Raw genomic sequence first — 20,663 nt, 5'->3', positions numbered from 1 at the left:
CGTATCGCCGACGCTTTGGAGCGTCTTCCGCCTAGCCGCGGTCTCTGGAGCGTTTCCGGTTTTCACGGAAACGCTCTAACTCTTTGTTTTCGCAATTCCAGACGGAAAACCGTTACACACTTTTCCTGGAATTGCTCTAAGGCTCCAAAAGGACCCTAAGGGCCTTAATTTGACCGTATGGTAGCGTTTATGCTCCTGTGCTCGCACCCCAACAGTGATAAAATGGGCGAGCGCGGGAGGATATCTGATGGGCCGGTCTATTTTCTGCAGTCTCGCTCTGCTGGCAGCGATAGGCGCGCCAGGTGTCGCGACCGCCGGCTCGAAAGTGATCACCCATATACGCACCTATGATATCGCGGGTGAAAGCGGCCAGGCGCTGATCGACGCCATGGACAAGAGCGGTCCCAAGCACGGCTTCCTGACACGGGCCATTGCCCAGACCTCCTACACCGTCGACTGGAATTTCGATCTCAAGGCCAAGGCTGATGTCTGCCACGTCAAGGCTGCCAGCGCGACGCTGGACATGACCTATATGTACCCGAATGTGACGACGCCGATGTCATCTGCCTTGCGCAAGCGGTGGCAGCGGTTCTTCGCCGGCGTACGCGCACATGAGCAGACGCACGGCCGCATCGCCAGGCAGGGAATTGCCGCTGGCGAACGCGCCATCACCGATCTTGCGGTCGCCAATGATCCGCACTGCATCAAGACACAGCGTGAGGCGCAGCGGCGTGTCGATGCGATCTACGAGGAATTTGAAGCCAAGCAGGTCGCCTTCGACCAGCGTGAGCACCGTCAAGGCGGTCGGGTCGAGGCGCTGGTCGCCAGGCTTGTGCGCGAGCGCTGATCCAGCAGCGGAAAATTCCGATTCCGTTTTGATCGCCGCCGGTTCGGCATCTATGGTGCGCACGAAAATGGCATCATGGCAGGGACAGCATGACTTTGAAGACCGGGCTTGGCCTCCTTTCGGCGTGTGTGGCTGCGCTTCTGGCTGCAACTTCCGCCATCGCCAAGACCATCGAGCAGGAAAAACCTTACGCTGTCACCGGCACCACCGGCGCTGAACTCTACGCGTCGATCGGTCAGAATGGGCCGGAAGTGGGAAGAAGCGGTGGCCGCGTCATCGCGCACACATTCTTTAAGCTCACCTGGAGACGAAACTACGTCCCGGAAAACGGTGGCTGCACATTGAAGTCGGCAACGCCAACGCTGATCATCACTTACACACTGCCCAAGCCTGCAAACCCGCTACCGCCTGCAGTACAGAAGCGCTGGGATATCTTCATCGACGGCCTTCGTCGCCACGAGAAGGTGCATGGCGACCACATCAAGGCGATGCTGGCGCAGATCGAACGGACCACCATCGGCGTATCGGTGCCCAACGATCCCGGTTGCCAGAAGATCCGCCAGGAAATCCAGAAACCGCTTTCCGATGCCTCTGTCACGCAGCGCCAGCAGAGCCGTGATTTCGATCGTGTCGAGATGGGCGCCGGCGGAGCCATCCAGCGGCTCATTCTCGAACTGGTGAACGGCAACTGACGTCGCAGGACGACGGGGGCCGGTTTCTATTGGAATGCGGTCTCGGAGAACGAACGCAGCTTGCGCGAGTGCAGCCGCTCCATCGGCATTTCGGCCAGCTTCTGCATGGCACGGATGCCAATGGTGAGATGCTGCGACACCTGCCGCTTGTAGAACTCGGTCGCCATGCCGGGCAGTTTCAACTCACCGTGCAACGGCTTGTCGGAAACGCACAGCAATGTCCCGTAAGGCACACGGAAGCGGAAACCATTGGCTGCGATCGTTGCCGATTCCATATCGAGCGCGATCGCGCGTGACTGCGACAGCCGCTGCACCGGGCCGCGCTGATCGCGCAGCTCCCAGTTGCGGTTGTCGATGGTGGCGACCGTGCCGGTGCGCATCACCCGCTTGAGATCGTAACCGGAAAGCCCTGTCACTTCGGCGACAGCCTCTTCGAGCGCCACCTGGACCTCGGCCAGCGCCGGCACCGGCACCCACACCGGCAGGTCATCGTCCAGCACGTGGTCTTCACGCACATAGGCATGCGCCAGTACGTAGTCCCCCAAGGCCTGTGTGTTGCGCAGGCCGGCGCAATGACCAAGCATGAGCCAGGCATGCGGGCGCAGCACCGCGACGTGGTCGGTGATCGTCTTGGCGTTGGAAGGGCCGACGCCGATATTGATCATGGTGATACCGCCATGATCGCCACGCTTCAGATGATAGGCGGGCATCTGCGGCAGGCGTGGCGGTGCAATTCCTTCACTTGGCATCGTAGCGCCCGGTTTCGTCACGACGTTGCCCGGCTCGACAAACTCGGTATAGCCCTCACCACCTTTCGCCATCAGATCGCGCGCCATCGCGCAGAACTCGTCGATGTAGAACTGGTAGTTGGTGAACAGAACGAAGTTCTGGAAATGCTGCGGGCTTGTCGCCGTATAGTGGGTCAGCCGGTGCAGGGAGTAGTCGATGCGCTGGGCGGTGAAGGGGGCCAGCGGTCGTGGGTCGCCCAGCGCCACTTCGAAGGTGCCGTTGGCGATCTGGTCGTCGGTGCCGTCAAGATCCGGCACATCGAACAAGTCGCGGATCGGCCGGCGGATGCGCTCGGCCGCTGCGCTGTCGACATAGGTCCCTTCAAGGAAGGCGAAGTGCACGGGGATCGGCGTCTCCGATTCCGAAACGATGACCGGAACGCCATGGTTGCGCATGATCAGCCGCAGTTGTTCGGTCAGGTAGCTTTGGAACAGGTCCGGCCGGGTGATCGTGGTCGAGAACTGGCCAGGTGTCGGCATGTGACCGTAGGCCTGGCGCGAGTCCACCTGGGTGAAGGAATTGGTGACGACGCTCACCTCGGGATAGAAGGCGCGGTAGCGTTTGTCGTTGTCGCCGCCGGCAGCCAGCGCCGAGAAGGAATCGCGCAGGAACTTGGTGTTGCGTTCATACAGCGCGCGCAGCGCCGCGACGGCCTTGCCAGCATCGTCAAAGGATTGCCGGGCGTAGGGCTCCGGCATGACCACGGTTTCAATCGCTTGTGGGTAGATTCGCTTTTCCATGACCCATTATAGAGATGGAAAATGACAGTTGGGAGGGGTGTCCCTCGGACGGTTCGCTATTTGCTTTTTTAGATGCTGCTGCAGCATTCAGGCGCGCTGCAGACTCACCAGCAGGACCAGTCCAAGTCCCGTTTTCTTGGGTGCTGGCGCTTCTATGGTCGAACCGGCATTGGCACGCATCATCGGCACTGCCAGAACCGGTGCTGCAAGCAACAGCAGGATCAGTGTTGCACGGGGCAGAAGCCTCAGCAGGGTAATGGCGTTTTGCGCTAACGAGGTCATGGCGTTTCGTCTCGATCAAAATGAACTGGAGCAGGTGGTGCCGCATCGCAGGCCAGCCTGGTTCCAGCCGTGGTCCAGCCGTGCATTCTCTGCAACGAGGATCGCAAAACCCATGCCGAACAGCGCCGTCAGCAGGCAGACGATTGTGAAGCGGCGCGCGAACATCTGGGTGTCTCTCCTTCAATGTCGGAGAGAATGCCGCAACGTGGCTGAACCTCTTCTGAGATTGCCGTTCATCCAGGGTTCAAAATGATTGACGGGAAATTGAAACGTCCTGACTTGTCCTCCCGTTCTGAAAAGGGGGGAGCTTGTCTCTTCGGCACCATAAGAAAAGGCGCCTCCGCGTGGCGGAAACGCCTTGCCGTCATGTCGCTATGGGCTGTCCGGTTACAGCTTGGTCCAGGTCTGGCTCTTGCAGATCAGGCCGCCCAGCACGCAACCGCTCATCTTGAGCGAACTGCCGGACAGCGAAGCCTTGCCGTTATAGGTCTTGTCGGTGTCCGGATCGGTGATCGTGCCGGAATATTTGCCGTCGCCGGCAGCCTTGAATGATCCGATGGTCTTGCCGGCGTGCTTGCCGGTCTTCAGCGTGATCGAGAACGAGCCGCCGCCCGAGATCGCGGCAGTCGCGCCGGATGCGGTCTTCCAGTTGCCTTCGATCGGGTCGGCGAGCGCCATACCCGACATGATCAATGTGGCAGCAAGTGCCAGGCTGACTTTGCGAAACATCGAGTTCCTCCCTTTGCGCTTCAACTGGACGCCGGGTCCAGCCTCTCCATCCCTTACGCTCAGGTAAGCTAATCCAGTCCCCGGTAAAACAAAAGCCGTGCCGCTGGGGAAGGAAAGCTGCTTTTCTTTGACCTTCGTAAGACGTTGGAAATGCGCGATTTCAATTTCTTACCAAAATGGAAGCTTCGCCGTGGTTAGCGAAACCTTGTTTTCGCAGTCGCGAATTTTCATCGAATTTGAATGGAAACCCCGCAATCGCGCCCTTGCTATCCTTAACGGTTCCTCACGTTTACTTCTTGTTTTAGCTTTGTTTTCCTCAAATTAAGCAAGCCATTTAACGACGGATTCAAGCGTCCCCGGCATCCTGTGAAGCATCGGAAGAGCGCACGTCCACACCAAGAAACGGACGGCGGCTTTCAGGAGCAACAGGGTCAGACAAGGGGATTTCAAATGGCACGTTTCGAAATGCTTGAAGCTGGGGTCGGCACGATGGGCGCAACCGCGCAGGCCGACATTCTCTTCGAACTTGGCGTGATGTATGCAACCGGCCGCGATTGCGAGACCGATGTCATTGCCGCTCACAAATGGTTCAACATCGCAGCCATCAAGGGTTCGCTGCGGGCCGCCGAATGGCGTTCGGAACTCTCGTCGGCAATGTCCAAGGGCGAAATCGCACAGGCGCTGCGCGATGCCCGCGAATGGATGACCACGCACTGATTTCCATCCCAAAGGGATGGTGACGCCGCTCCAACGGCGCATACCAAGGAAGGCGACCGGCTAGCCGGATCGACCGGACAACAGGGAAGACTTCCTCAGGCTCTGCTCGGGGGAATAGCGAGAAAACCGCGACCGGTCGTGACAAGACCGGCGCGGTTTTCGCTTTGTTCGGCCGGGCTTGACGAACGACGGTTTTTTTCACCCATTCTCGATCGTGCGCGACAAAGGGGAGCGCAAAATGGGAGAGTTAGAGTGAAAACAACAAAATTCCTGGGCACAGCGCTGTTGCTGACGGCGTTGAGCACCTCTGTGGCTTATGCCAACGACATTTCCATCGCGGTTGTTGGACCGATGACGGGGCAGCTCGCCACGATCGGCGATCAATTCAAGCAGGGCGCACAGGCAGCCGCCGAGGCGATCAACGCTGCTGGCGGCGTGGGGGGACGGCAGATCAAGCTGGACATAGAAGATGACCAGTGCGACCCCAAGCAGGCGGTTTCGGTGGCCAACCGGATCGTCGGCAACGGCGTCAAGTTCATCGATGGCCATGCATGCTCGGGTTCGAGCATTCCGGCTTCCGCTGTCTACGCCGAGGCCGGCGCGCTGATGATGAGCCCGGCCTCCTCGAACCCGTTGATGACCGACGACGCGGCCAAGAAAGGCTGGTCGACCATCATGCGTCTTTATACCCGTGACGATGCACAGGGCGCCTTTATCGGCCCCTGGATCGCCAGGAAATATGCCGGCAAGAATGTTGTTGTTCTGCACGACAAGAGCGCATACGGCCAGGGCGTTGCCGACGCCGTGAAGAAGACGATGAACGAGGCCGGTCTCAAGGACGTCCTTTACGAAGGCATCAATGCCGGCGAGAAGGATTATTCGGCGCTCGTCACCAAGCTGAAGGACCTCAAGGCTGACGTCGTCTACTTCGGCGGCTATCACCCCGAAGGCGGGCTGATCATGCGTCAGGCGGCCGAGCAGGGTCTCAAGTTCCAGCTCATCATGCCGGATTCCATCGCCAGCCCTGAATTCTGGCAGGTCGCCGGCCCAGCCGGCGAGGGCACGATGTTCGTGTTCCCGTCGGATCCACAGGCGCGGCCGGAAGCCAAGGAAGCCATCGAGAAGATCAAGGGCAAGGGTTTCGCTCCGGAAGGCTTCACGCTGTTCTCCTATGCAACGATCCAGGCCATCGCCGAAGGCGTCAAACGCGCCGGCAGCGATGATCCGGCCAAGGTTGCCGCAGCGCTGAAGGATGGCAAGCCGATCAGCACCGTCGTGGGAGAGGTTGTCTTCGATGAGAAGGGCGACCTCAAGAACGCCAAATACGACATCAATCAGTGGCATGACGGCAAATATGCGCCGATCAAACAGGATTGATCCTTGGCAGGTTTCTGCTGAACAGAAGAATGGCTGGGCTCGTCCCGGCCATTCTGATTTCCGATGCTTCGACAAGACTGAAGCGAGTTTTGACTTCGATCACAAGAATTGATCATTGCATTAACCGGACGCATGCAATGCAGCCCGGATGGGCTTGACGAACTGCAAATTTTTGCGCCCATTGCACGCAAGCGCAGCCGGGAGGGCTTGCGCAAGGCAATGGGAGGGTTCGAGTTGAAATCAGCAAAGTTCCTGGGCGCAGCCGTGTTTGCCACGGTGCTCAGCGCCTCGGCGGCATACGCCGAAGATATTTCCATCGCGGTGGTCGGCCCGATGACCGGTCAGCTCGCTCCGATCGGTGATCAGTTCAAGCAGGGCGCCAATGCCGCTGCCGCGGCGATCAACGAAAAGGGCGGCATCGGTGGCAAGAAGATCAAGATCGTCGTCGAAGACGATGCCTGCGATCCCAAGCAGGCCGTTTCAGTCGCCAACCGCATCGCGGCTGCAGGCATCAAGTTCGTTGATGGTCACGCCTGTTCCGGCTCCACCATCCCGGCGTCTGCTATCTATGCCGAGAACGGCATTGTCATGATCACGCCGGCTTCGTCCAATCCGGAATTGACCGAAGCTGCCTTCAAGAAGGGCTGGCCGACGATCCTGCGCCTCTACATCCGTGACGACGCCGGCGGCAACTTCGTCGGTCCTTGGATCGCCAAGAAATATGCCGGCAAGAATGTCGTGCTGCTGCACGACAAGAGCGCCTACGGTCAGGGCGCTGCGGATGCGGTCAAGAAGACCATGAATGAAGGTGGCCTGAAGGAAGTCGCTTATGAAGGCATCAACGCCGGTGAGAAGGACTATTCGGCGCTGGTCACCAAACTCAAGGAACTGAAGGCGGATGTCGTTTATTTCGGCGGCTATCATCCGGAAGGTGGCTTGATCAAACGTCAGGCCAAGGAACAGAACTTCGATTTCCAGCTGATCATGCCGGATAGCCTTTCCAATCCCGAATTCTGGCAGATCGCCGGCCCGGCTGGCGAAGGCACGATGTTCGTGTTCCCGTCCGATCCCCAGGCCAAGCCTGAGGCCAAGGACGCTGTTGAGAAGATCAAGGCCGGTGGCTTCTCGCCGGAAGGCTTCACGCTGTTCTCTTATGGTGTCATCCAGGCGGTTGCCCAAGGCATCGAACGCGCCGGTTCGGAAGACCCGGCCAAGGTGGCGGCGGCATTGAAGGACGGCAAGCCCATCAGCACGGTCGTTGGTGAGATCACCCTCGACGAAAAGGGCGACATCAAGGATCCGAAGTTCGACATCAACCAGTGGCACGACGGCAAGTACGCGCCGATCAAGCTGGACTGAGTTCGTCGGCTCGATTTCCATCGGAGAATGGCCGGGCCTGTCCCGGCCATTCTCTTTTTGAAAGGGGCGATACCAGCCGCTCAGGCATCCGTTTCGACAAACCTCACGAGCACGGTGCCATCGGTTACCTGCGCACCCTCGGCCGCGATCTCTGCGATGGTGCCGTCATGAGGGGCGGCGATCGTATGCTCCATTTTCATGGCCTCCAGGATCAGCAGCGGCTGTCCCTTGACCACGGTTTCACCCGGTCCCGAGCGCACCACCTTGACCAGCCCAGGCATCGGCGCGCGCAAATTGCCGGCGCCTGTGCCCGCGTCATCCGCCTTGGCGAGCGGGTCCGGAACGCCGAAATTGTAACCGGTCGCGCCGGAGAAGACGGTGACGTGCTCCGGCCAGCGAGCCAACCGTTTGCCGCCACCGGCACGCAGCGAATGGATGCCATTGTCGGTGGCGACGTCGAACCCGCCGTCGGTGCGTGCGGTGATCCGGGCGCTGATGGTGCTTTCGCCTGCCTTGAGTGCGATGTTCCGAGCGCCCGCATGGAAATGGGCGTAGCCGACAAGCGATGACCACGGATTGGACGGATCGCGATTTTCCGCAACATCGGCGGCTGCGAGTGCCGCCGTGGCGATGACCTCGTCGCCTGGAGCGGGAATGGTGGTCAGTTTTTCCTGCTTGCGGCCGATCAGTCCGGTGTCCACATCGCCCGCGGCAAAATCCGGGTCTGCGGCCAGAGCCGCCAGAAAGGCCGTATTGGTGACAGAGCCCGCGATTTCCGTTGCCGCCAATGCGGTTTCCAGCGCCGAAAGTGCGGCCGTACGGTCATTCCCATGCACGACAAGCTTGGCGATCATCGGATCGTAATACGGCGAGACGGCATCCCCCTCACGCACGCCTGTTTCGATGCGCATGGTGGCACCGGCCGATGCTTGTTCGGGGAAACGCAGATGGTGCAGCGTGCCGATCGCCGGCAGGAAGCCTCTTGCAGCATCCTCCGCATAGAGCCTCGCTTCGAAGGCGTGGCCGGAAAGGGTGATCTGCTCCTGCGTCCTGGGCAGTTTCTCGCCCGAGGCGACACGCAGCTGCCACTCGACCAGATCAACGCCGGTGATCATCTCGGTGACCGGATGCTCCACCTGCAGGCGCGTGTTCATTTCCATGAACCAGAAGCGATCGGCCTTGAGCCCTTGCGACGCGTCAACGATGAATTCGATGGTGCCGGCACCAGAATACTTGATTGCTCTGGCGGCTTTGACCGCTGCCTCGGTCATCGCCTTGCGCAGGGCGGGCGTCATATCCGGAGCAGGGGCTTCCTCGATAACCTTCTGGTGGCGGCGCTGCGCGGAGCAGTCGCGCTCGTAAAGATGCACAGCGTTGCCAAAATTGTCGCCGAACACCTGCACTTCGATATGGCGCGGCTTGTCGACATATTTCTCAACAAGCACGCGGTCGTCACCGAAGGCTGCCTTGGCCTCGCGGCGGGCACCGGAAAGAGCCTCCGAAAAATCGTCGGGGTTGTCGACGCGACGCATGCCCTTGCCGCCGCCGCCGGCACGCGCCTTGATCAGCACGGGATAACCGATCTCGCGGGCCTTACCTGCAAGCAGTACGATGTCCTGCGCCTCGCCGTGATAACCGGGAACCACCGGCACGCCGGCTTTTTCCATAAGTCGCTTGGCGGCGTCCTTGAGACCCATGGCGCGGATGGAATCGGCTGACGGACCGATGAAGATCAGGCCGGCAGCGATGACCTGATCCACGAAGTCGGGATTTTCCGAGAGGAAACCGTAGCCGGGATGGATGGCCTCGGCGCCTGTCTGTTTTGCCGCGGCGATGATGCGATCTCCCTTCAGGTAGCTTTCGCCAACAGGAGATGCACCGATATGCACGGCTTCGTCGGCCATGGCGACATGCAGCGAGGTGGCATCCGCGTCCGAATAGACCGCCACGGTGGTCACGCCCAGTCGGCGCGCCGTGCGGATGACGCGGCACGCGATTTCACCGCGGTTGGCAATCAGGATCTTTGAGAACATTGGGGCCTCCATCGGCGAAAAGACGGCTCAAGCGCTCTTCGCGAACTCCACCAGCAACGAATTGAACTCCTTTCGCGAGGCGTTGGCGTGCGATTGCACCAAGCTACCCCTCGCGAAATCCGTCTCGACGAAACCTGTCCTGGGCATTTCTGCTTCTGCTCGCATCTACTTCGGCGTGATCACGACCGAAGGCGCGGAACGTTCGAAAGGGCCATGGAAGACCGCCTCGATGTTGTTGCCGTCGGGATCGAACAGGAAGGCGGCGTAGTAGCCGGGATGATAACTGCGCTCACCTGGCCCGCCATTATCCTTGCCGCCAGCGGCAAGCCCTGCCTCGTAAAATTTCGCTACCGTCTCGCGATCCGGGACCTGGAAAGCGAGGTGCACCCGCGATGTTGGCCCGTTGGCGGCGTCGATCCACAATTCGTCGGCGGAAAAGAAGCTGTCGCCCTCATGAATGGAATCGACGCGGCCGATGGCGGCAAGCACGGCGCGATAGAAACGCCTGGTCACCTCCAGGTCAGCTGCCCGAAGGTGTACATGGTCGATCAGGCGGCCACGATGGAATTGCATGGTCATCCTCCGATGTTGGCTAACGGAGGAAACAATGTGTCGGAAGAAGGCTGTACCGGCCACCCCACGCGGTGCGGCCGATACTCATATCGACTTTGCAAAGCGGCCTTGCGGCTGGAATAGGCGCAGCCTACTTCGAAGCGGCGATCTCGCAGACGCCACCTATGTTGATCTTGCCTCTGTAGCTGTCGCGGGTGCGTGTGCAGCTTGCCATTGCTTTTTCTTCCGCGGCGGCCTGCGTTTTTGCGTTCAGCGAACTGCCGCAGATGACGAAGATATCCCTCACGCGCGCATAGGGTGTGATCGCATAGGCTGAGTGACCGCCCGCCGCCACATAGGCCTTCCATGCCTTGGTGCAAGGATCTTTCGGACTGCTTGGCAAGGTCGGGGGAAAACGCTTGTCGCCCTGACTGCCTGCGAGAGGCTCCGCGCCTGCTATGTTTGAAGTCGCCGCAAGAATCACGCCAGCGAGAATGGATATATTCAGAGAACGAAGACGTCGCAATTTTACCCCCATGTGCCCAAAGCAGAACATGGCAGTGGGTAGATGAGATTATTGCCGGCGGCCAACTGAATTCTTTGAGCCAGCCGCCGATTCCGATGGGCCTCAATGAGGTGCAAGACAAAGCCACGGCATCACATCCTGAATACGCCGAACTTTGTGTCCTCGATCGGCGCATTCAGTGCGGCCGACAACGACAGCGCCAGCACCTCGCGCGACCTTGCCGGGTCGATGATGCCGTCATCCCAAAGGCGGGCGGAAGAATAGAGCGGGTGGCCCTCGCGTTCATATTTCTCCAATGTCGGGCGCTTGAATTCTGCCTCTTCAGCCGCCGACCATGTGCCGCCCTTGCGCTCGATGTTCTCCCGCCGCACCAGCGCCAGCACCATCGCCGCCTGTTCGCCCCCCATCACCGAAATACGTGCGTTCGGCCACATCCACAGGAAGCGGGGCGAGTAGGCGCGGCCACACATGCCATAATTGCCGGCGCCGAATGAGCCGCCGATGATCATCGTCACCTTCGGTACTTGTGCGGTTGCAACCGCGGTCACCAGCTTGGCGCCGTCCTTGGCGATGCCGCCGGCCTCGTACTTTTTGCCGACCATGAAGCCGGTAATGTTCTGCAGGAACACCAGCGGGATCTTGCGCTGGCAACACAGTTCGATGAAGTGCGCGCCTTTCACGGCACTTTCGGAAAACAGCACGCCATTGTTGGCGATGATGCCGACTGGCATGCCGTGGATGTGGGCAAAGCCGGTGACCAGCGTTGTACCGTAGTTCTGCTTGAATTCGTCGAGTTCCGAACCGTCGACGATGCGCGCGATCACCTCTCGCACATCATAGGGCTGGCGCAGGTCAGCGGGGACGATGCCGTGGATCTCGCGTGGATCATGGAGTGGCGCCAGAGGAGACCGCAGGTCGAGCCCGATCTCCTTCCTGCGGTTGAGATTGCGCACGATGCGGCGGCAGATGGCCAGCGCATGCTCGTCGTCCATGGCGTAGTGGTCGGCGACGCCGCTTTCGCGTGTATGCAAGTCAGCCCCACCGAGCTCTTCGGCACTGACGTCCTCGCCGGTCGCCGCCTTCACCAGAGGTGGGCCACCGAGGAAAATGGTGGCCTGCTTGCGCACCATGATCGATTCATCCGCCATCGCTGGCACGTAAGCGCCACCCGCCGTACAGGAACCCATTACGCAGGCGATCTGCGGAATGCCGGCGGCGCTCATATTGGCCTGGTTGTAAAAGATGCGGCCGAAATGCTCGCGGTCGGGAAAGACTTCATCCTGGTTGGGCAGGTTGGCGCCACCGGAATCCACCAGGTAGACGCAGGGCAGCCTGTTTTGCCGGGCGATCTCCTGCGCACGCAGATGTTTCTTCACCGTCAGCGGATAGTAGGTGCCGCCTTTGACGGTGGCGTCGTTCACCACCACCATGACCTCACGGCCTTCGACACGGCCGATGCCGGCAATCATGCCGGCGGCGGAAATCGCGTCGTCATACATGTCCCAGGCTGCGAACTGGCCGATTTCAAGGAAGGGCGAGCCCGTGTCCAGCAATTGCGCCAACCGATCACGCGGCAACAGCTTGCCGCGCGCGGTATGGCGGGCACGAGCTTCTTCGGAGCCGCCCCGCTGCACCACGGCAGCCTTGTCCGAAATATCTGAGACCAGTGCGCGCATGCGCTCTGCATTGGCGCGGAAGCCCTCGGAGGAGGTGGAGATGGAAGACTGAATGACCGGCATATTTCCTCCTCATGCGCTGACAGATGGCATCTGTTACTGCCTCGGCATTGAAAGATGTCCCGCGCGGCGCAGATGTCGTGCGGGTCCCACCTTAGATCGCTTCCGCCATCATTTCGCGACCGATCAGCCAGCGGCGGATTTCGCTGGTACCGGCGCCAATTTCATAAAGCTTGGCGTCGCGCAGTAGCCTGCCGGTCGAATAGTCGTTGATGTAGCCATTGCCGCCGAGCAACTGGATAGCATCCAGTGCCATCAAGGTCGCCTTCTCCGCGGCAAACAAGATGCAGCCGGCGGCGTCCTTGCGCGTGGTCTCCTTGCGGTCGCAGGCGGCCGCCACCGCGTAGACATAAGCGCGGCATGCATTCATCGTCGTATACATATCCGCCAGCTTGCCCTGGACGAGCTGGAAGCTGCCGATTGGCTGGCCGAACTGCTTGCGCTCATGCACATAGGGCAGGGCGACGTCCATGCACGCAGCCATGATGCCAAGCGGACCGCCAGCAAGCACGGTGCGTTCATAGTCGAGGCCGGACATCAACACCTCGACGCCGCGTCCTTCTTCATGCAGCACGTTTTCGAACGGGACTTCGACATCTTCGAACACCAGTTCACCAGTGTTGGAACCGCGCATGCCGAGCTTGTCGAGCTTCTGCGCTACCGAAAAGCCTTTGAAACTGCGCTCGATGATGAAGGCGGTGATGCCGCGCGAATGCCGCTCCGGGTCGGTCTTTGCATAGACCACCATCGTCTCGGCGTCGGGACCGTTGGTGATCCACATCTTGGTGCCGTTCAGCACATAGCGGTCGTTTTTCTTTTCGGCACGCAGGCGCAGCGATACCACGTCTGAACCAGCGCCCGGTTCCGACATGGCGAGCGCGCCGACATGCTCACCCGAACAGAGCTGGGGCAGATACTTTTCCTTCTGCGCGGGTGTCGCCCAGCGGTTGATCTGGTTGACGCAAAGATTGGAGTGCGCGCCATAGGAAAGGCCGACCGAGGCCGAAGCACGGCTGATCTCCTCCATCGCCACCACATGCGCCAGATAGCCCATGCCCGAACCGCCGTAATCCGGATCGGCTGTCATACCGAGCAGCCCGAGTGCGCCGAGCTCGGGCCACAGATGCGGCGGAAACTCGTTGCTCGTGTCGATCTCCGCGGCCAGCGGGGCGATCTTGTCCTGGGCGAAGCGGCGTGTCAGGTCGCGCAGCGCTTCGATATCCTCGCCGAGCCCGAAATTAAGCGTGTTCGTGTACATGCCTTTGCTCCCCAGCAGGCTGTGGCGCGCCGACAAGGCGCATGGTCATGGCCAGATAAGTTTCGGTGACACCGCCGATCGACAGGCGTTCGCCGGGCCGGTACCAGACGATGACGCCAGTCATCATCTGGATCAGCGCCATTGCGGTGAGGCCAACGTCGTCAACAGCGAAGACACCAGCTTCAGCGCCGTCGCGCAGGATTGCGCGCAGTTCTTTCTCGTAGGTCGTGCGCAGCTTCAGGATGTGGGTGAGCCGCTCCGGTGCGAGGCTGCGCAATTCCATGTTGGAGACGTGTGTCGACGACCGGCGTTCAATGTGGAAGGCAATATGGTTTTCGACATAGGCTGCGAGACGCGCCACCGGGCTGGCTGTCTCGGGGCGAGCGGCTTGCCACGCTGCCAGCAGTCCAGCCATATGATCCTGCATCAGCGTGTAGAGCAGGTCTTCCTTGGTTGGGAAATAGCGATAAAGCGCGGCAGCCTGCACACCCACTTCCGCAGCCAGTTGCCGCATCGAAACCGCCTCATAGCCATGACGCGCGATCAGCAGCAGCGCCGCATCGCGGATCGCCGCTTCCGTCCGTTCGCCGTCCGAACCTGTCGTTCTGGCCATGATCCTCTCTCCGCGAAGAAAAGAATAAAACGAACGTTCAATTAATTCAAGTGCAGAAGGTTTCAATTTGCGGAGGGGCGAAAGAAAACGTCATTGGCCCAGTGGATGGCGCCTCGGGCAGCTGGTGACAACGCAAGGAGGTGCGGAACCTTGTCAGGTTTCCTGGCGTTCGGATTTATCCCGACCTGCTTTCCGTTGTGGCTTGCCGAGGATGCGTCGCACGCCAGCCTTCGAGAACGGCTGGACGATCTGGCCAAGGAAACTGCCGTCGATCGTGCCACTGATGCCGATATCGGTCGAGGAGGGGCGTGCTGGATTGTGATAGGTGCCGAACACCTGATCCCAGATGACGATGTTTTCACAATAGTTGGTGTTGCCTTCGCGCAGGTCGCGCGAATGATGCCAACGATGGATACACGGCGTGGTGAAGATCCGGTCGAGGAGGCCGGTGCGCATATCGATGTTGCAATGGGTCAAAAGGCCGATGAACACAGACGCCGCACCGAGCCACAGGAACACCGGCAGCGGTGCGCCGAGCAGATAAAGCGGTAGCTGGCCAAGCAGCATCTTGATCAGCGAATCGACGAAGTGGAAACGCCCGGTGTTGAGCACCCAGAGCCGCTCGACGCTGTGATGCAGGGCGTGGAAGCGCCAAAGCAGCAGGCGTTCGTGGCTGAGACGATGCGCGAAATAGAGCCCGAACTCAGCGATGATCAGGCCGAGAACCGCCTGCACAAACATCGGTGCCTCGCTCGGCCAGAATGAATAGGAATGCTGCAGCGCGGGCTGCGCGACTGTTGCGAAGAGCATTGGAAAGGAGGTCGTCACCGCTGCTGCGATCTGTGTCAGGCCTTTGGTGACCAGCGTATGCGCGACATTGTTGAAGGTCTCGCCATCGGGCTCGAGCCAGCTTCGCTCATAAGGCATGATGCGCTCGAAAAAGGCGATGACGGCAATGGTCGCCAGATAGACGACGTTGAACCAGAGAATGGGGTGGTCACTTTCGAATGCGAAATGACTGCCAGTCATGCTTGCTGCAAAAATCAGCGGCCAGAGGCTGACCGACAAAGCCCTATAGGGCACGCTTTCACGGTTGAAGCGAAACGCCTGCATTCGGTCTTTCCGGTCCGTTGTCTGTCGCTGTAGGCGCACTATGCCCGAGAGATTGCGTCAACGTTGCATTCTATCGCGATTCGGCGACGAAAATTTCAACGGCGCCTGGTCGTCGATCCGTCGATGTTTGTGCCGTTTTGTCGATCCGGATTCGTCCTGCGGCGCTGGTCTGGGTCTGTGCTAGCTTCCCAAGCGTACGAGGGTCGTGATTCCGCATGCTTGTCCGTCTCACCATGCTCTGCTGCGGGTTGACCAACGCCAGTCGGCGCGGCTTTTTTCCTGCCGACGAGCCGCTTGAAGGCAGGGCGCTTGCCGGTATTTCCGCGCTGGGCGAAAACCTGGATGCAGCAGCCCGTACCTGGACAAGCCCTGCGCTTCGTGCCCTTCAGACGGCTGAAGCACTGGGGCTGCAGGCGACGGAGGTGCCCGCGTTGCGGGATCAGGATTTCGGCGCCTGGGCCGGCAGGGCTTTCGAGGATGTTCAACGTGACGAGCCGGACACCGTGGGTGCCTGGCTGGTCGATCCCGGCGCGACACCACCGGATGGTGAGAATTTCAAGAGTATTGCCACTCGTACAGCCAGTCTGTTCGACGAGCAGGTAGCGGAACCCGGCCATACGATCGCTGTCACCCATCCCGCCGTGATCCGGGCGGCCATCCTGCATGTCTTGAAGGCGCCGCTCACCGGCTTCCGCTTCATCGATGTCGAACCCCTCAGCCTCGCCGATTTCCGCAGCGACGGCACCCGCTGGCAACTGCGGGCAAGCGGGGTGACGGCACCGAAGGCTCGACGTCGCTAGACAGCCATCCGGATATCTGCCGATCGCGCGGCTCGTTTGCTCAGTTGCCCCTGGCTGCGGCCACGGCACCTGGCAATTCTTCCGCCAGTATGTCGAGCTCGTGATCGAGACCGACGCTGATGCGGATGCAACGATCCAGTCCTGCCGCCATCGGTTTGCGGATGAAGACGTCGCGCGACAACAGCGATTGCAGGATCTTTCCCGCGAAGGTGCCGTCACGGCCGCAGTCGACGGTGACAAAATTGGTTGCTGAGGGAAGGGGAGCAAGCCCGTTGTCGCGAGCAATTGTCGCGATTCGCTGGCGTCCTGCCTCAACCTTGGCAACGACTTCCCGCAGCCATGGTTGGTCGGCCAGCGCCACGACGCCGGCCTCCTGCGCCATGCGGCTCACGCCATAGTGGTTGCGGATCTTCTCGAAGTCGCTGATCACCTGCTTCTCGCCAAAGGCGTAACCCAGCCGGATACCCGCCAGCCCATAGGCCTTGGAGAAGGTGCGCATGCGGATAAGATTCGGCCGTGTCACGTCGACCGACGGCAAGGCAGATGCTGGTCCGAGCTCGCCATAGGCTTCGTCCAGCACCAGCATCGTGGTCTCCGGGAGGGCTTCCAGGAACCGGTTGATGTCATCCGCTTCCCACCAGCTCCCCATCGGATTGTCGGGATTGGAGAGATAGACCAGCGGCGCATTTTCGCGTTTTACGGCGGCAAGCAGGCCATCCAGGCTTTCACGGTCATTCTCATAAGGCGCCGTCACCAGCCGTCCGCCGGTGCCGGCGACATGGAAATTGAAAGTCGGATAGGCACCGAGCGAGGTCACCACGGGGTCGTTCGGCCCGACATACATGCGGGCGAGCAAGCCGAGCAGGCCATCTATGCCTTCGCCGACCACGACGTTGTCGGCCGAGATACCGAGATATGCCGCGGCAGCCTGTCTGAGGTCGTGGTTGTCCGGGTCGCAATACATCCACATGTCACCGGCGATGGCCTGCATGCGCTCGACCACAAGGGGAGAGGGGCCGAAGCTGCTTTCATTGGCACCGAGACGTGCACGGAACGGCCTGCCGCGATCGCGCTCCTGCGCCTCGGGACCGACGAACGGAACCGTAGCCGGCAGTGCTGCGACAATTGGCGAAAGCGGTGGGAGTTTTTGCATCGAAAGCCCCGGATTGTGTTCCGGTTCTGGCTACATTGGCAGGCAGGACCGCGCAAGCATTCAGATGCTTTGAGGGCTGGCGACTTCATCCTCGTTTTCTGCACGCTGTGCGATTGCTCCGGGTGAGCGCTGCCCAGGTCAAAAAAGAAAAACCCGGCGGTTGCCCGCCGGGTTTCTGCAAAGTCAAAGAGACTTGGCTTAGAAGTCGCGCTGGAAGCGGAGAAGGCCGCCGACGCTGTTCTTCTTGTCTGCACCGGTCCAGTTGGTCGTAACACCATCCTTCGCGCTGTCGAAGGTGCCAGCGTGGAGGTAGTCCACTTCGGCCGTGATGGTGAAGCCCGGAACCAGCTGGTGAGCGATGTTCGCAGCCACGCCGAGGTTCTTGTACTCGTCATACGACGCCTGCAGGTTGAACGAGGTCTTCTCGTTGAACTTGTAGGTGCCACCGCCCCAGACGGCCCAGTTGCCAGCCCACTGCTTGTAGTAGCTGCGGAACGCATTGTCGTCGGTGCCGTAGCCGCCCATGACCCACAGGTCGATCTGGTCGGTAGCCTTGACATCCAAGCGGATCTTGCCAGCCCATTCTTCGTAGTTGCTGTTGTAAGCAACGACACCGGTGATGCCGCCCCAACCAGCCGTGTACTTCACGCCACCAACGACGTTCGGCACGTAGCTGTCGATCGTGTTGGAAACAACGCCCGGAACCCAATTTCCAGCAGCGTCCTTCAGGAGGGTGTTGTAGCTGCCAGCGCCCTGTTCGAGCGAGACGATTGCCGAGAAGCCGTTGCCGGCATCGAAGGTGTAGCTGATCAGGTTGGTGTCGAAGTCACCGTAAGGAACCAGCGTATCCTGAATGACGTTGCCGGCGTAACCGATGAAGGTGTTGAAAGCCGACTCGTCCTTACCGACGCGAAGACCGCCAAGCTGGATCCAGGCGTAGTTCAGCGAAACGCTGCTGGCGACGCCATCCGAGCCCAGGCCCTGTGCATTGCCGAAGTTGAAGCGGGTCTCGGTGTAGGTCTTCAGGGTACCGTATTCGGTTTCCTGACCGGTCCAGGTCTTGAGCGCGAAACGGGCACGCTTCCAATAGGTGTCCTGCTCGTCACCGTTCAGACGGTCACGGGTGCGGGAACCGTCGAAGGAACCGGTGTCACCAACGCCGATGTCGTAACGGATGTAGCCGCCGACGCGCAGGCAGGTCTCGGTGCCCGGGATGTAGAAGTAGCCAGCGCCGTAGACGTCGCAGATCTTGACGTATTCAGCGGGTTCCGGCTCGGCGACGACGACAGCGTCGGCGGCGCGCGCACCGGAAACTGCGAGCAGTGCCGCAGCCGAGCCGAGGAGAAGGCTCTTAATGTTCATTTTCTGACCTCCAGTCAAAAGTTTAAAAACGGGTCTGGGTATTTTTTGCTGAAGGACAGCGTTCCCTGCCCCATCCCCTTGCTGAAAAAGATGCGCTGCGCGCCGCTTCTTCGATGTCGACATTACCCATCGGGCTGTCCGGTTCAACAAGGAACGTACCGGCAAAAGCGATGCCTGGGTGCTATCGGATAGCGTTGTTGCACAAATGACACGATTTTGCCCGTGGTCGAAAGCTCTCGTTAACCATGCAGTTCCAATTGCCCCTTGCTTGGCAGCCTTTTGGCCCGTTTTGCGCAGAATCACGGAACAACAGCGGCCAGAGCACGGCCTTCTTTCTCCTCCATCGTCTTTTTTATGGGGTCATATGCGCTGGCTTATTGATTGTGCCGGCCCTTTTCTTTATCCAGCGCCGCAACGGAGAGGTGGCCGAGTGGTCGAAGGCGCTCCCCTGCTAAGGGAGTAGACCTCAAAAGGGTCTCGTGGGTTCGAATCCCATCCTCTCCGCCAGCCCCCTCAATTTCCATGTTTTCAGCCGCTTTCAACGAGCAGCGCAGGCATTTCGTGGCGGTTATCTTTGCATCGCGAAACGCGTGATCTCTGAGGCCAGCCGGCGGCTTCGTTCCGAAAAAGCAAGCAATAACAGACTGTTGAGGTCAATCGGACGCGTTTCTTTCCGCGATTATGTTCGATTCTGACTGGAGGTCAGAAAATGAACATTAAGAGCCTTCTCCTCGGCTCGGCTGCGGCACTGCTCGCAGTTTCCGGTGCGCGCGCCGCCGACGCTGTCGTCGTCGCCGAGCCGGAACCCGCTGAATACGTCAAGATCTGCGACGTCTACGGCGCTGGCTACTTCTACATCCCGGGCACCGAGACCTGCCTGCGCATCGGCGGCTATGTCCGTTACGACATCGGTCTCGGTGATCGTGAAGGCACCAGGGATGTGATCGACGTCCTGAACCCGACCGACCGTAACGACACTTACTTCAAGCGTGGCCGTTTCGCGCTGAAGACCTGGACCGGTCAGGAAACCGAGCTCGGAACCCTGAAGACCTATACCGAGACCCGCTTCAACTTCGACAGCGGCAGCGTCGGCGGCTACAATGTGGCCAGCAATAAGGGCGTTTCGCTGAACTTTGCCTGGATCCAGCTCGGTGGCCTGCGCGTCGGTAAGGACGAGTCGGCTTTCGACACGTTCTCCGGTTATGCCGGCAACGTCATCGACGACACGATCGTTCCTTATGGCGAATTCGACACCAACCTGATCAGCTACACCTTCGACGCCGGCAACGGCTTCTCGGCGATTGTCTCGCTGGAGCAGGGTTCTGGTAACTTCACGATCGACAGCTACGTTCCGCACGTTGTTGGCGGTGCGAAGTACACGGCTGGCTGGGGTTCGATCACCGGCGTCGTTGCCTATGAGAGCAATGCTGAAGAGTGGGCTGGCAAGCTTCGCTTGGATGTGAAGGCAACCGACCAGATTGATCTGTTCATCATGGGCGGCTGGGGTTCCGACGACAACACCGTGCGCAATTTCTACAAGCTCTGGGATGGCAACTGGGCCATCTGGGGCGGCGGCACCTACAAGTTCAACGAGAAGACCTCGTTCAACGTTCAGGCGTCGTATGACGAAGGCAAGACGTTCGGTCTGGCTGCCAACATCGCACACCAGCTCGTTCCGGGCTTCACCATCACGGCTGAAGTTGACTACTACAACAAGGCTGTCAGCAACTGGCGTTCGGTCAAGGACGACGGCGTCGGCGGCATCCTGCGCTTCCAGCGCGACTTCTAAGAGATGCTGTCTCTTTAGCCATCTATCGAACCCGGGCGTTCTGCGCCCGGGTTCTTTTGTTTGACGTTGGGCTTGGGAACAAAGACGGAAACAGGGGGTGGAACGGTAACTGGAAGCAAGTTTGTCGGTAGTCTCGAAGGGATTCCGATCATTTCGGAATGAGATTTACGCAAATTGCTCTCTTGAAAGGATGTCT

The 20,663-nt window shown here is 60.0% G+C and carries 20 protein-coding genes and 1 tRNA gene; 8 read left to right on the top strand and 13 right to left on the bottom strand.

Annotation, left to right across the window (positions count from 1 at the left end):
* Positions 1–247: 247 nt before the first annotated feature.
* Together ACFJIU_RS15545 and ACFJIU_RS15540 are read left to right on the top strand one after the other, a co-directional pair.
* On the top strand, positions 248–847 hold the full coding sequence (locus tag ACFJIU_RS15545; RefSeq protein ID WP_379061220.1) for a DUF922 domain-containing protein: 600 nt from the start codon (positions 248–250) through the stop codon (positions 845–847).
* A gap of 89 nt (positions 848–936) precedes the next feature.
* Complete coding sequence (locus ACFJIU_RS15540) at positions 937–1,539, top strand: DUF922 domain-containing Zn-dependent protease (RefSeq protein ID WP_379061218.1); 603 nt, start codon at positions 937–939, stop codon at positions 1,537–1,539.
* 26 nt (positions 1,540–1,565) lie between these two features.
* Here ACFJIU_RS15540 and ACFJIU_RS15535 read toward each other — a convergent pair whose 3' ends face one another.
* The 4 genes from ACFJIU_RS15535 to ACFJIU_RS15520 form a co-directional block, all read right to left on the bottom strand.
* On the bottom strand, positions 1,566–3,068 hold the full coding sequence (locus ACFJIU_RS15535; RefSeq protein WP_379061216.1) for an AMP nucleosidase: 1,503 nt from the start codon (positions 3,066–3,068) through the stop codon (positions 1,566–1,568).
* Positions 3,069–3,155: 87 nt separating this feature from the next.
* Positions 3,156–3,350 carry a hypothetical protein gene (locus ACFJIU_RS15530; protein ID WP_379061214.1) on the bottom strand — a complete coding sequence of 65 codons (195 nt, stop codon included), beginning with the start codon at positions 3,348–3,350 and terminating at the stop codon, positions 3,156–3,158.
* A 15-nt stretch (positions 3,351–3,365) separates the two neighbouring features.
* A complete protein-coding gene (locus ACFJIU_RS15525) occupies positions 3,366–3,515 on the bottom strand; it encodes a hypothetical protein (protein WP_326891239.1) in 150 nt (49 codons plus the stop codon).
* A gap of 222 nt (positions 3,516–3,737) precedes the next feature.
* Positions 3,738–4,079, bottom strand: a complete 342-nt coding sequence (locus ACFJIU_RS15520) for a DUF2147 domain-containing protein (RefSeq protein WP_379061211.1) — start codon at positions 4,077–4,079, stop codon at positions 3,738–3,740.
* Positions 4,080–4,529: 450 nt separating this feature from the next.
* Between ACFJIU_RS15520 and ACFJIU_RS15515 the strand changes: the two genes are divergently transcribed.
* The 3 genes from ACFJIU_RS15515 to ACFJIU_RS15505 all read left to right on the top strand — a co-directional run bounded on the left by ACFJIU_RS15515 (position 4,530) and on the right by ACFJIU_RS15505 (position 7,532).
* Entirely contained in the window at positions 4,530–4,796 is a 267-nt protein-coding gene (locus tag ACFJIU_RS15515; RefSeq protein WP_129410469.1) for a sel1 repeat family protein, read from the top strand.
* Between the two features lie 252 nt (positions 4,797–5,048).
* On the top strand, positions 5,049–6,173 hold the full coding sequence (locus tag ACFJIU_RS15510; protein ID WP_379061209.1) for an ABC transporter substrate-binding protein: 1,125 nt from the start codon (positions 5,049–5,051) through the stop codon (positions 6,171–6,173).
* Positions 6,174–6,407: 234 nt separating this feature from the next.
* Positions 6,408–7,532: an ABC transporter substrate-binding protein gene (locus tag ACFJIU_RS15505; RefSeq protein ID WP_379061207.1), complete on the top strand. Its 1,125-nt coding sequence runs from the start codon at positions 6,408–6,410 to the stop codon at positions 7,530–7,532.
* Between the two features lie 80 nt (positions 7,533–7,612).
* Here ACFJIU_RS15505 and ACFJIU_RS15500 read toward each other — a convergent pair whose 3' ends face one another.
* The 7 genes from ACFJIU_RS15500 to ACFJIU_RS15470 all read right to left on the bottom strand — a co-directional run bounded on the left by ACFJIU_RS15500 (position 7,613) and on the right by ACFJIU_RS15470 (position 15,363).
* Positions 7,613–9,565, bottom strand: a complete 1,953-nt coding sequence (locus tag ACFJIU_RS15500; RefSeq protein WP_379061204.1) for an acetyl/propionyl/methylcrotonyl-CoA carboxylase subunit alpha — start codon at positions 9,563–9,565, stop codon at positions 7,613–7,615.
* Between the two features lie 165 nt (positions 9,566–9,730).
* Positions 9,731–10,138, bottom strand: a complete 408-nt coding sequence (locus ACFJIU_RS15495) for a VOC family protein (protein WP_379061202.1) — start codon at positions 10,136–10,138, stop codon at positions 9,731–9,733.
* 130 nt (positions 10,139–10,268) lie between these two features.
* Complete coding sequence (locus ACFJIU_RS15490; protein WP_379061200.1) at positions 10,269–10,472, bottom strand: hypothetical protein; 204 nt, start codon at positions 10,470–10,472, stop codon at positions 10,269–10,271.
* Between the two features lie 302 nt (positions 10,473–10,774).
* Positions 10,775–12,382, bottom strand: a complete 1,608-nt coding sequence (locus ACFJIU_RS15485) for a carboxyl transferase domain-containing protein (protein WP_379061199.1) — start codon at positions 12,380–12,382, stop codon at positions 10,775–10,777.
* A 91-nt stretch (positions 12,383–12,473) separates the two neighbouring features.
* Complete coding sequence (locus ACFJIU_RS15480) at positions 12,474–13,637, bottom strand: isovaleryl-CoA dehydrogenase (protein ID WP_379061197.1); 1,164 nt, start codon at positions 13,635–13,637, stop codon at positions 12,474–12,476.
* The gene (locus tag ACFJIU_RS15475; RefSeq protein ID WP_379061195.1) at positions 13,618–14,250 is read right to left on the bottom strand and encodes a TetR/AcrR family transcriptional regulator; all 633 of its coding nucleotides are present in this window, start codon (positions 14,248–14,250) and stop codon (positions 13,618–13,620) included. Before ACFJIU_RS15475 ends, ACFJIU_RS15480 begins: the two co-directional genes overlap by 20 nt.
* 153 nt (positions 14,251–14,403) lie before the next feature.
* The gene (locus tag ACFJIU_RS15470) at positions 14,404–15,363 is read right to left on the bottom strand and encodes a sterol desaturase family protein (protein ID WP_379061193.1); all 960 of its coding nucleotides are present in this window, start codon (positions 15,361–15,363) and stop codon (positions 14,404–14,406) included.
* 215 nt (positions 15,364–15,578) lie between these two features.
* Here ACFJIU_RS15470 and ACFJIU_RS15465 point away from each other — a divergent pair, with 215 nt between their 5' ends.
* The gene (locus tag ACFJIU_RS15465) at positions 15,579–16,163 is read left to right on the top strand and encodes a histidine phosphatase family protein (protein ID WP_379061191.1); all 585 of its coding nucleotides are present in this window, start codon (positions 15,579–15,581) and stop codon (positions 16,161–16,163) included.
* A gap of 40 nt (positions 16,164–16,203) precedes the next feature.
* Here the strand turns inward: ACFJIU_RS15465 and ACFJIU_RS15460 are convergent, their stop codons facing one another.
* A complete protein-coding gene (locus ACFJIU_RS15460; protein ID WP_379061188.1) occupies positions 16,204–17,316 on the bottom strand; it encodes a pyridoxal phosphate-dependent aminotransferase in 1,113 nt (370 codons plus the stop codon).
* 198 nt (positions 17,317–17,514) lie between these two features.
* The gene (locus ACFJIU_RS15455) at positions 17,515–18,678 is read right to left on the bottom strand and encodes a porin (protein ID WP_379061186.1); all 1,164 of its coding nucleotides are present in this window, start codon (positions 18,676–18,678) and stop codon (positions 17,515–17,517) included.
* A 416-nt stretch (positions 18,679–19,094) separates the two neighbouring features.
* On the opposite strand from ACFJIU_RS15455, the gene ACFJIU_RS15450 reads away from it, so the two are divergent.
* Positions 19,095–19,185: transfer RNA gene (locus tag ACFJIU_RS15450), tRNA-Ser, on the top strand.
* Positions 19,186–19,387: 202 nt separating this feature from the next.
* Positions 19,388–20,467, top strand: a complete 1,080-nt coding sequence (locus tag ACFJIU_RS15445; protein ID WP_379061184.1) for a porin — start codon at positions 19,388–19,390, stop codon at positions 20,465–20,467.
* Positions 20,468–20,663 lie beyond the last annotated feature (196 nt).

Origin of the sequence: Mesorhizobium sp. UC74_2, assembly GCF_042701485.1 — a bacterium.
GTDB lineage: Bacteria > Pseudomonadota > Alphaproteobacteria > Rhizobiales > Rhizobiaceae > Mesorhizobium.
Note: the sequence above shows the minus strand (reverse complement) of the source record. Positions and strands in the feature narration are given on the sequence as shown.

Coding starts and splice junctions, on each gene's coding strand:
- ACFJIU_RS15475 (WP_379061195.1), bottom strand. CDS start 14,250: ATGGCCAGAACGACAGGTTCGGACGGCGAACGGACGGAAGCGGCGATC.
- ACFJIU_RS15530 (WP_379061214.1), bottom strand. CDS start 3,350: ATGACCTCGTTAGCGCAAAACGCCATTACCCTGCTGAGGCTTCTGCCC.
- ACFJIU_RS15525 (WP_326891239.1), bottom strand. CDS start 3,515: ATGTTCGCGCGCCGCTTCACAATCGTCTGCCTGCTGACGGCGCTGTTC.
- ACFJIU_RS15455 (WP_379061186.1), bottom strand. CDS start 18,678: ATGAACATTAAGAGCCTTCTCCTCGGCTCGGCTGCGGCACTGCTCGCA.
- ACFJIU_RS15545 (WP_379061220.1), top strand. CDS start 248: ATGGGCCGGTCTATTTTCTGCAGTCTCGCTCTGCTGGCAGCGATAGGC.
- ACFJIU_RS15465 (WP_379061191.1), top strand. CDS start 15,579: ATGCTTGTCCGTCTCACCATGCTCTGCTGCGGGTTGACCAACGCCAGT.
- ACFJIU_RS15535 (WP_379061216.1), bottom strand. CDS start 3,068: ATGGAAAAGCGAATCTACCCACAAGCGATTGAAACCGTGGTCATGCCG.
- ACFJIU_RS15460 (WP_379061188.1), bottom strand. CDS start 17,316: ATGCAAAAACTCCCACCGCTTTCGCCAATTGTCGCAGCACTGCCGGCT.
- ACFJIU_RS15470 (WP_379061193.1), bottom strand. CDS start 15,363: ATGCAGGCGTTTCGCTTCAACCGTGAAAGCGTGCCCTATAGGGCTTTG.
- ACFJIU_RS15515 (WP_129410469.1), top strand. CDS start 4,530: ATGGCACGTTTCGAAATGCTTGAAGCTGGGGTCGGCACGATGGGCGCA.
- ACFJIU_RS15540 (WP_379061218.1), top strand. CDS start 937: ATGACTTTGAAGACCGGGCTTGGCCTCCTTTCGGCGTGTGTGGCTGCG.
- ACFJIU_RS15500 (WP_379061204.1), bottom strand. CDS start 9,565: ATGTTCTCAAAGATCCTGATTGCCAACCGCGGTGAAATCGCGTGCCGC.
- ACFJIU_RS15495 (WP_379061202.1), bottom strand. CDS start 10,138: ATGCAATTCCATCGTGGCCGCCTGATCGACCATGTACACCTTCGGGCA.
- ACFJIU_RS15480 (WP_379061197.1), bottom strand. CDS start 13,637: ATGTACACGAACACGCTTAATTTCGGGCTCGGCGAGGATATCGAAGCG.
- ACFJIU_RS15445 (WP_379061184.1), top strand. CDS start 19,388: ATGAACATTAAGAGCCTTCTCCTCGGCTCGGCTGCGGCACTGCTCGCA.
- ACFJIU_RS15520 (WP_379061211.1), bottom strand. CDS start 4,079: ATGTTTCGCAAAGTCAGCCTGGCACTTGCTGCCACATTGATCATGTCG.
- ACFJIU_RS15485 (WP_379061199.1), bottom strand. CDS start 12,382: ATGCCGGTCATTCAGTCTTCCATCTCCACCTCCTCCGAGGGCTTCCGC.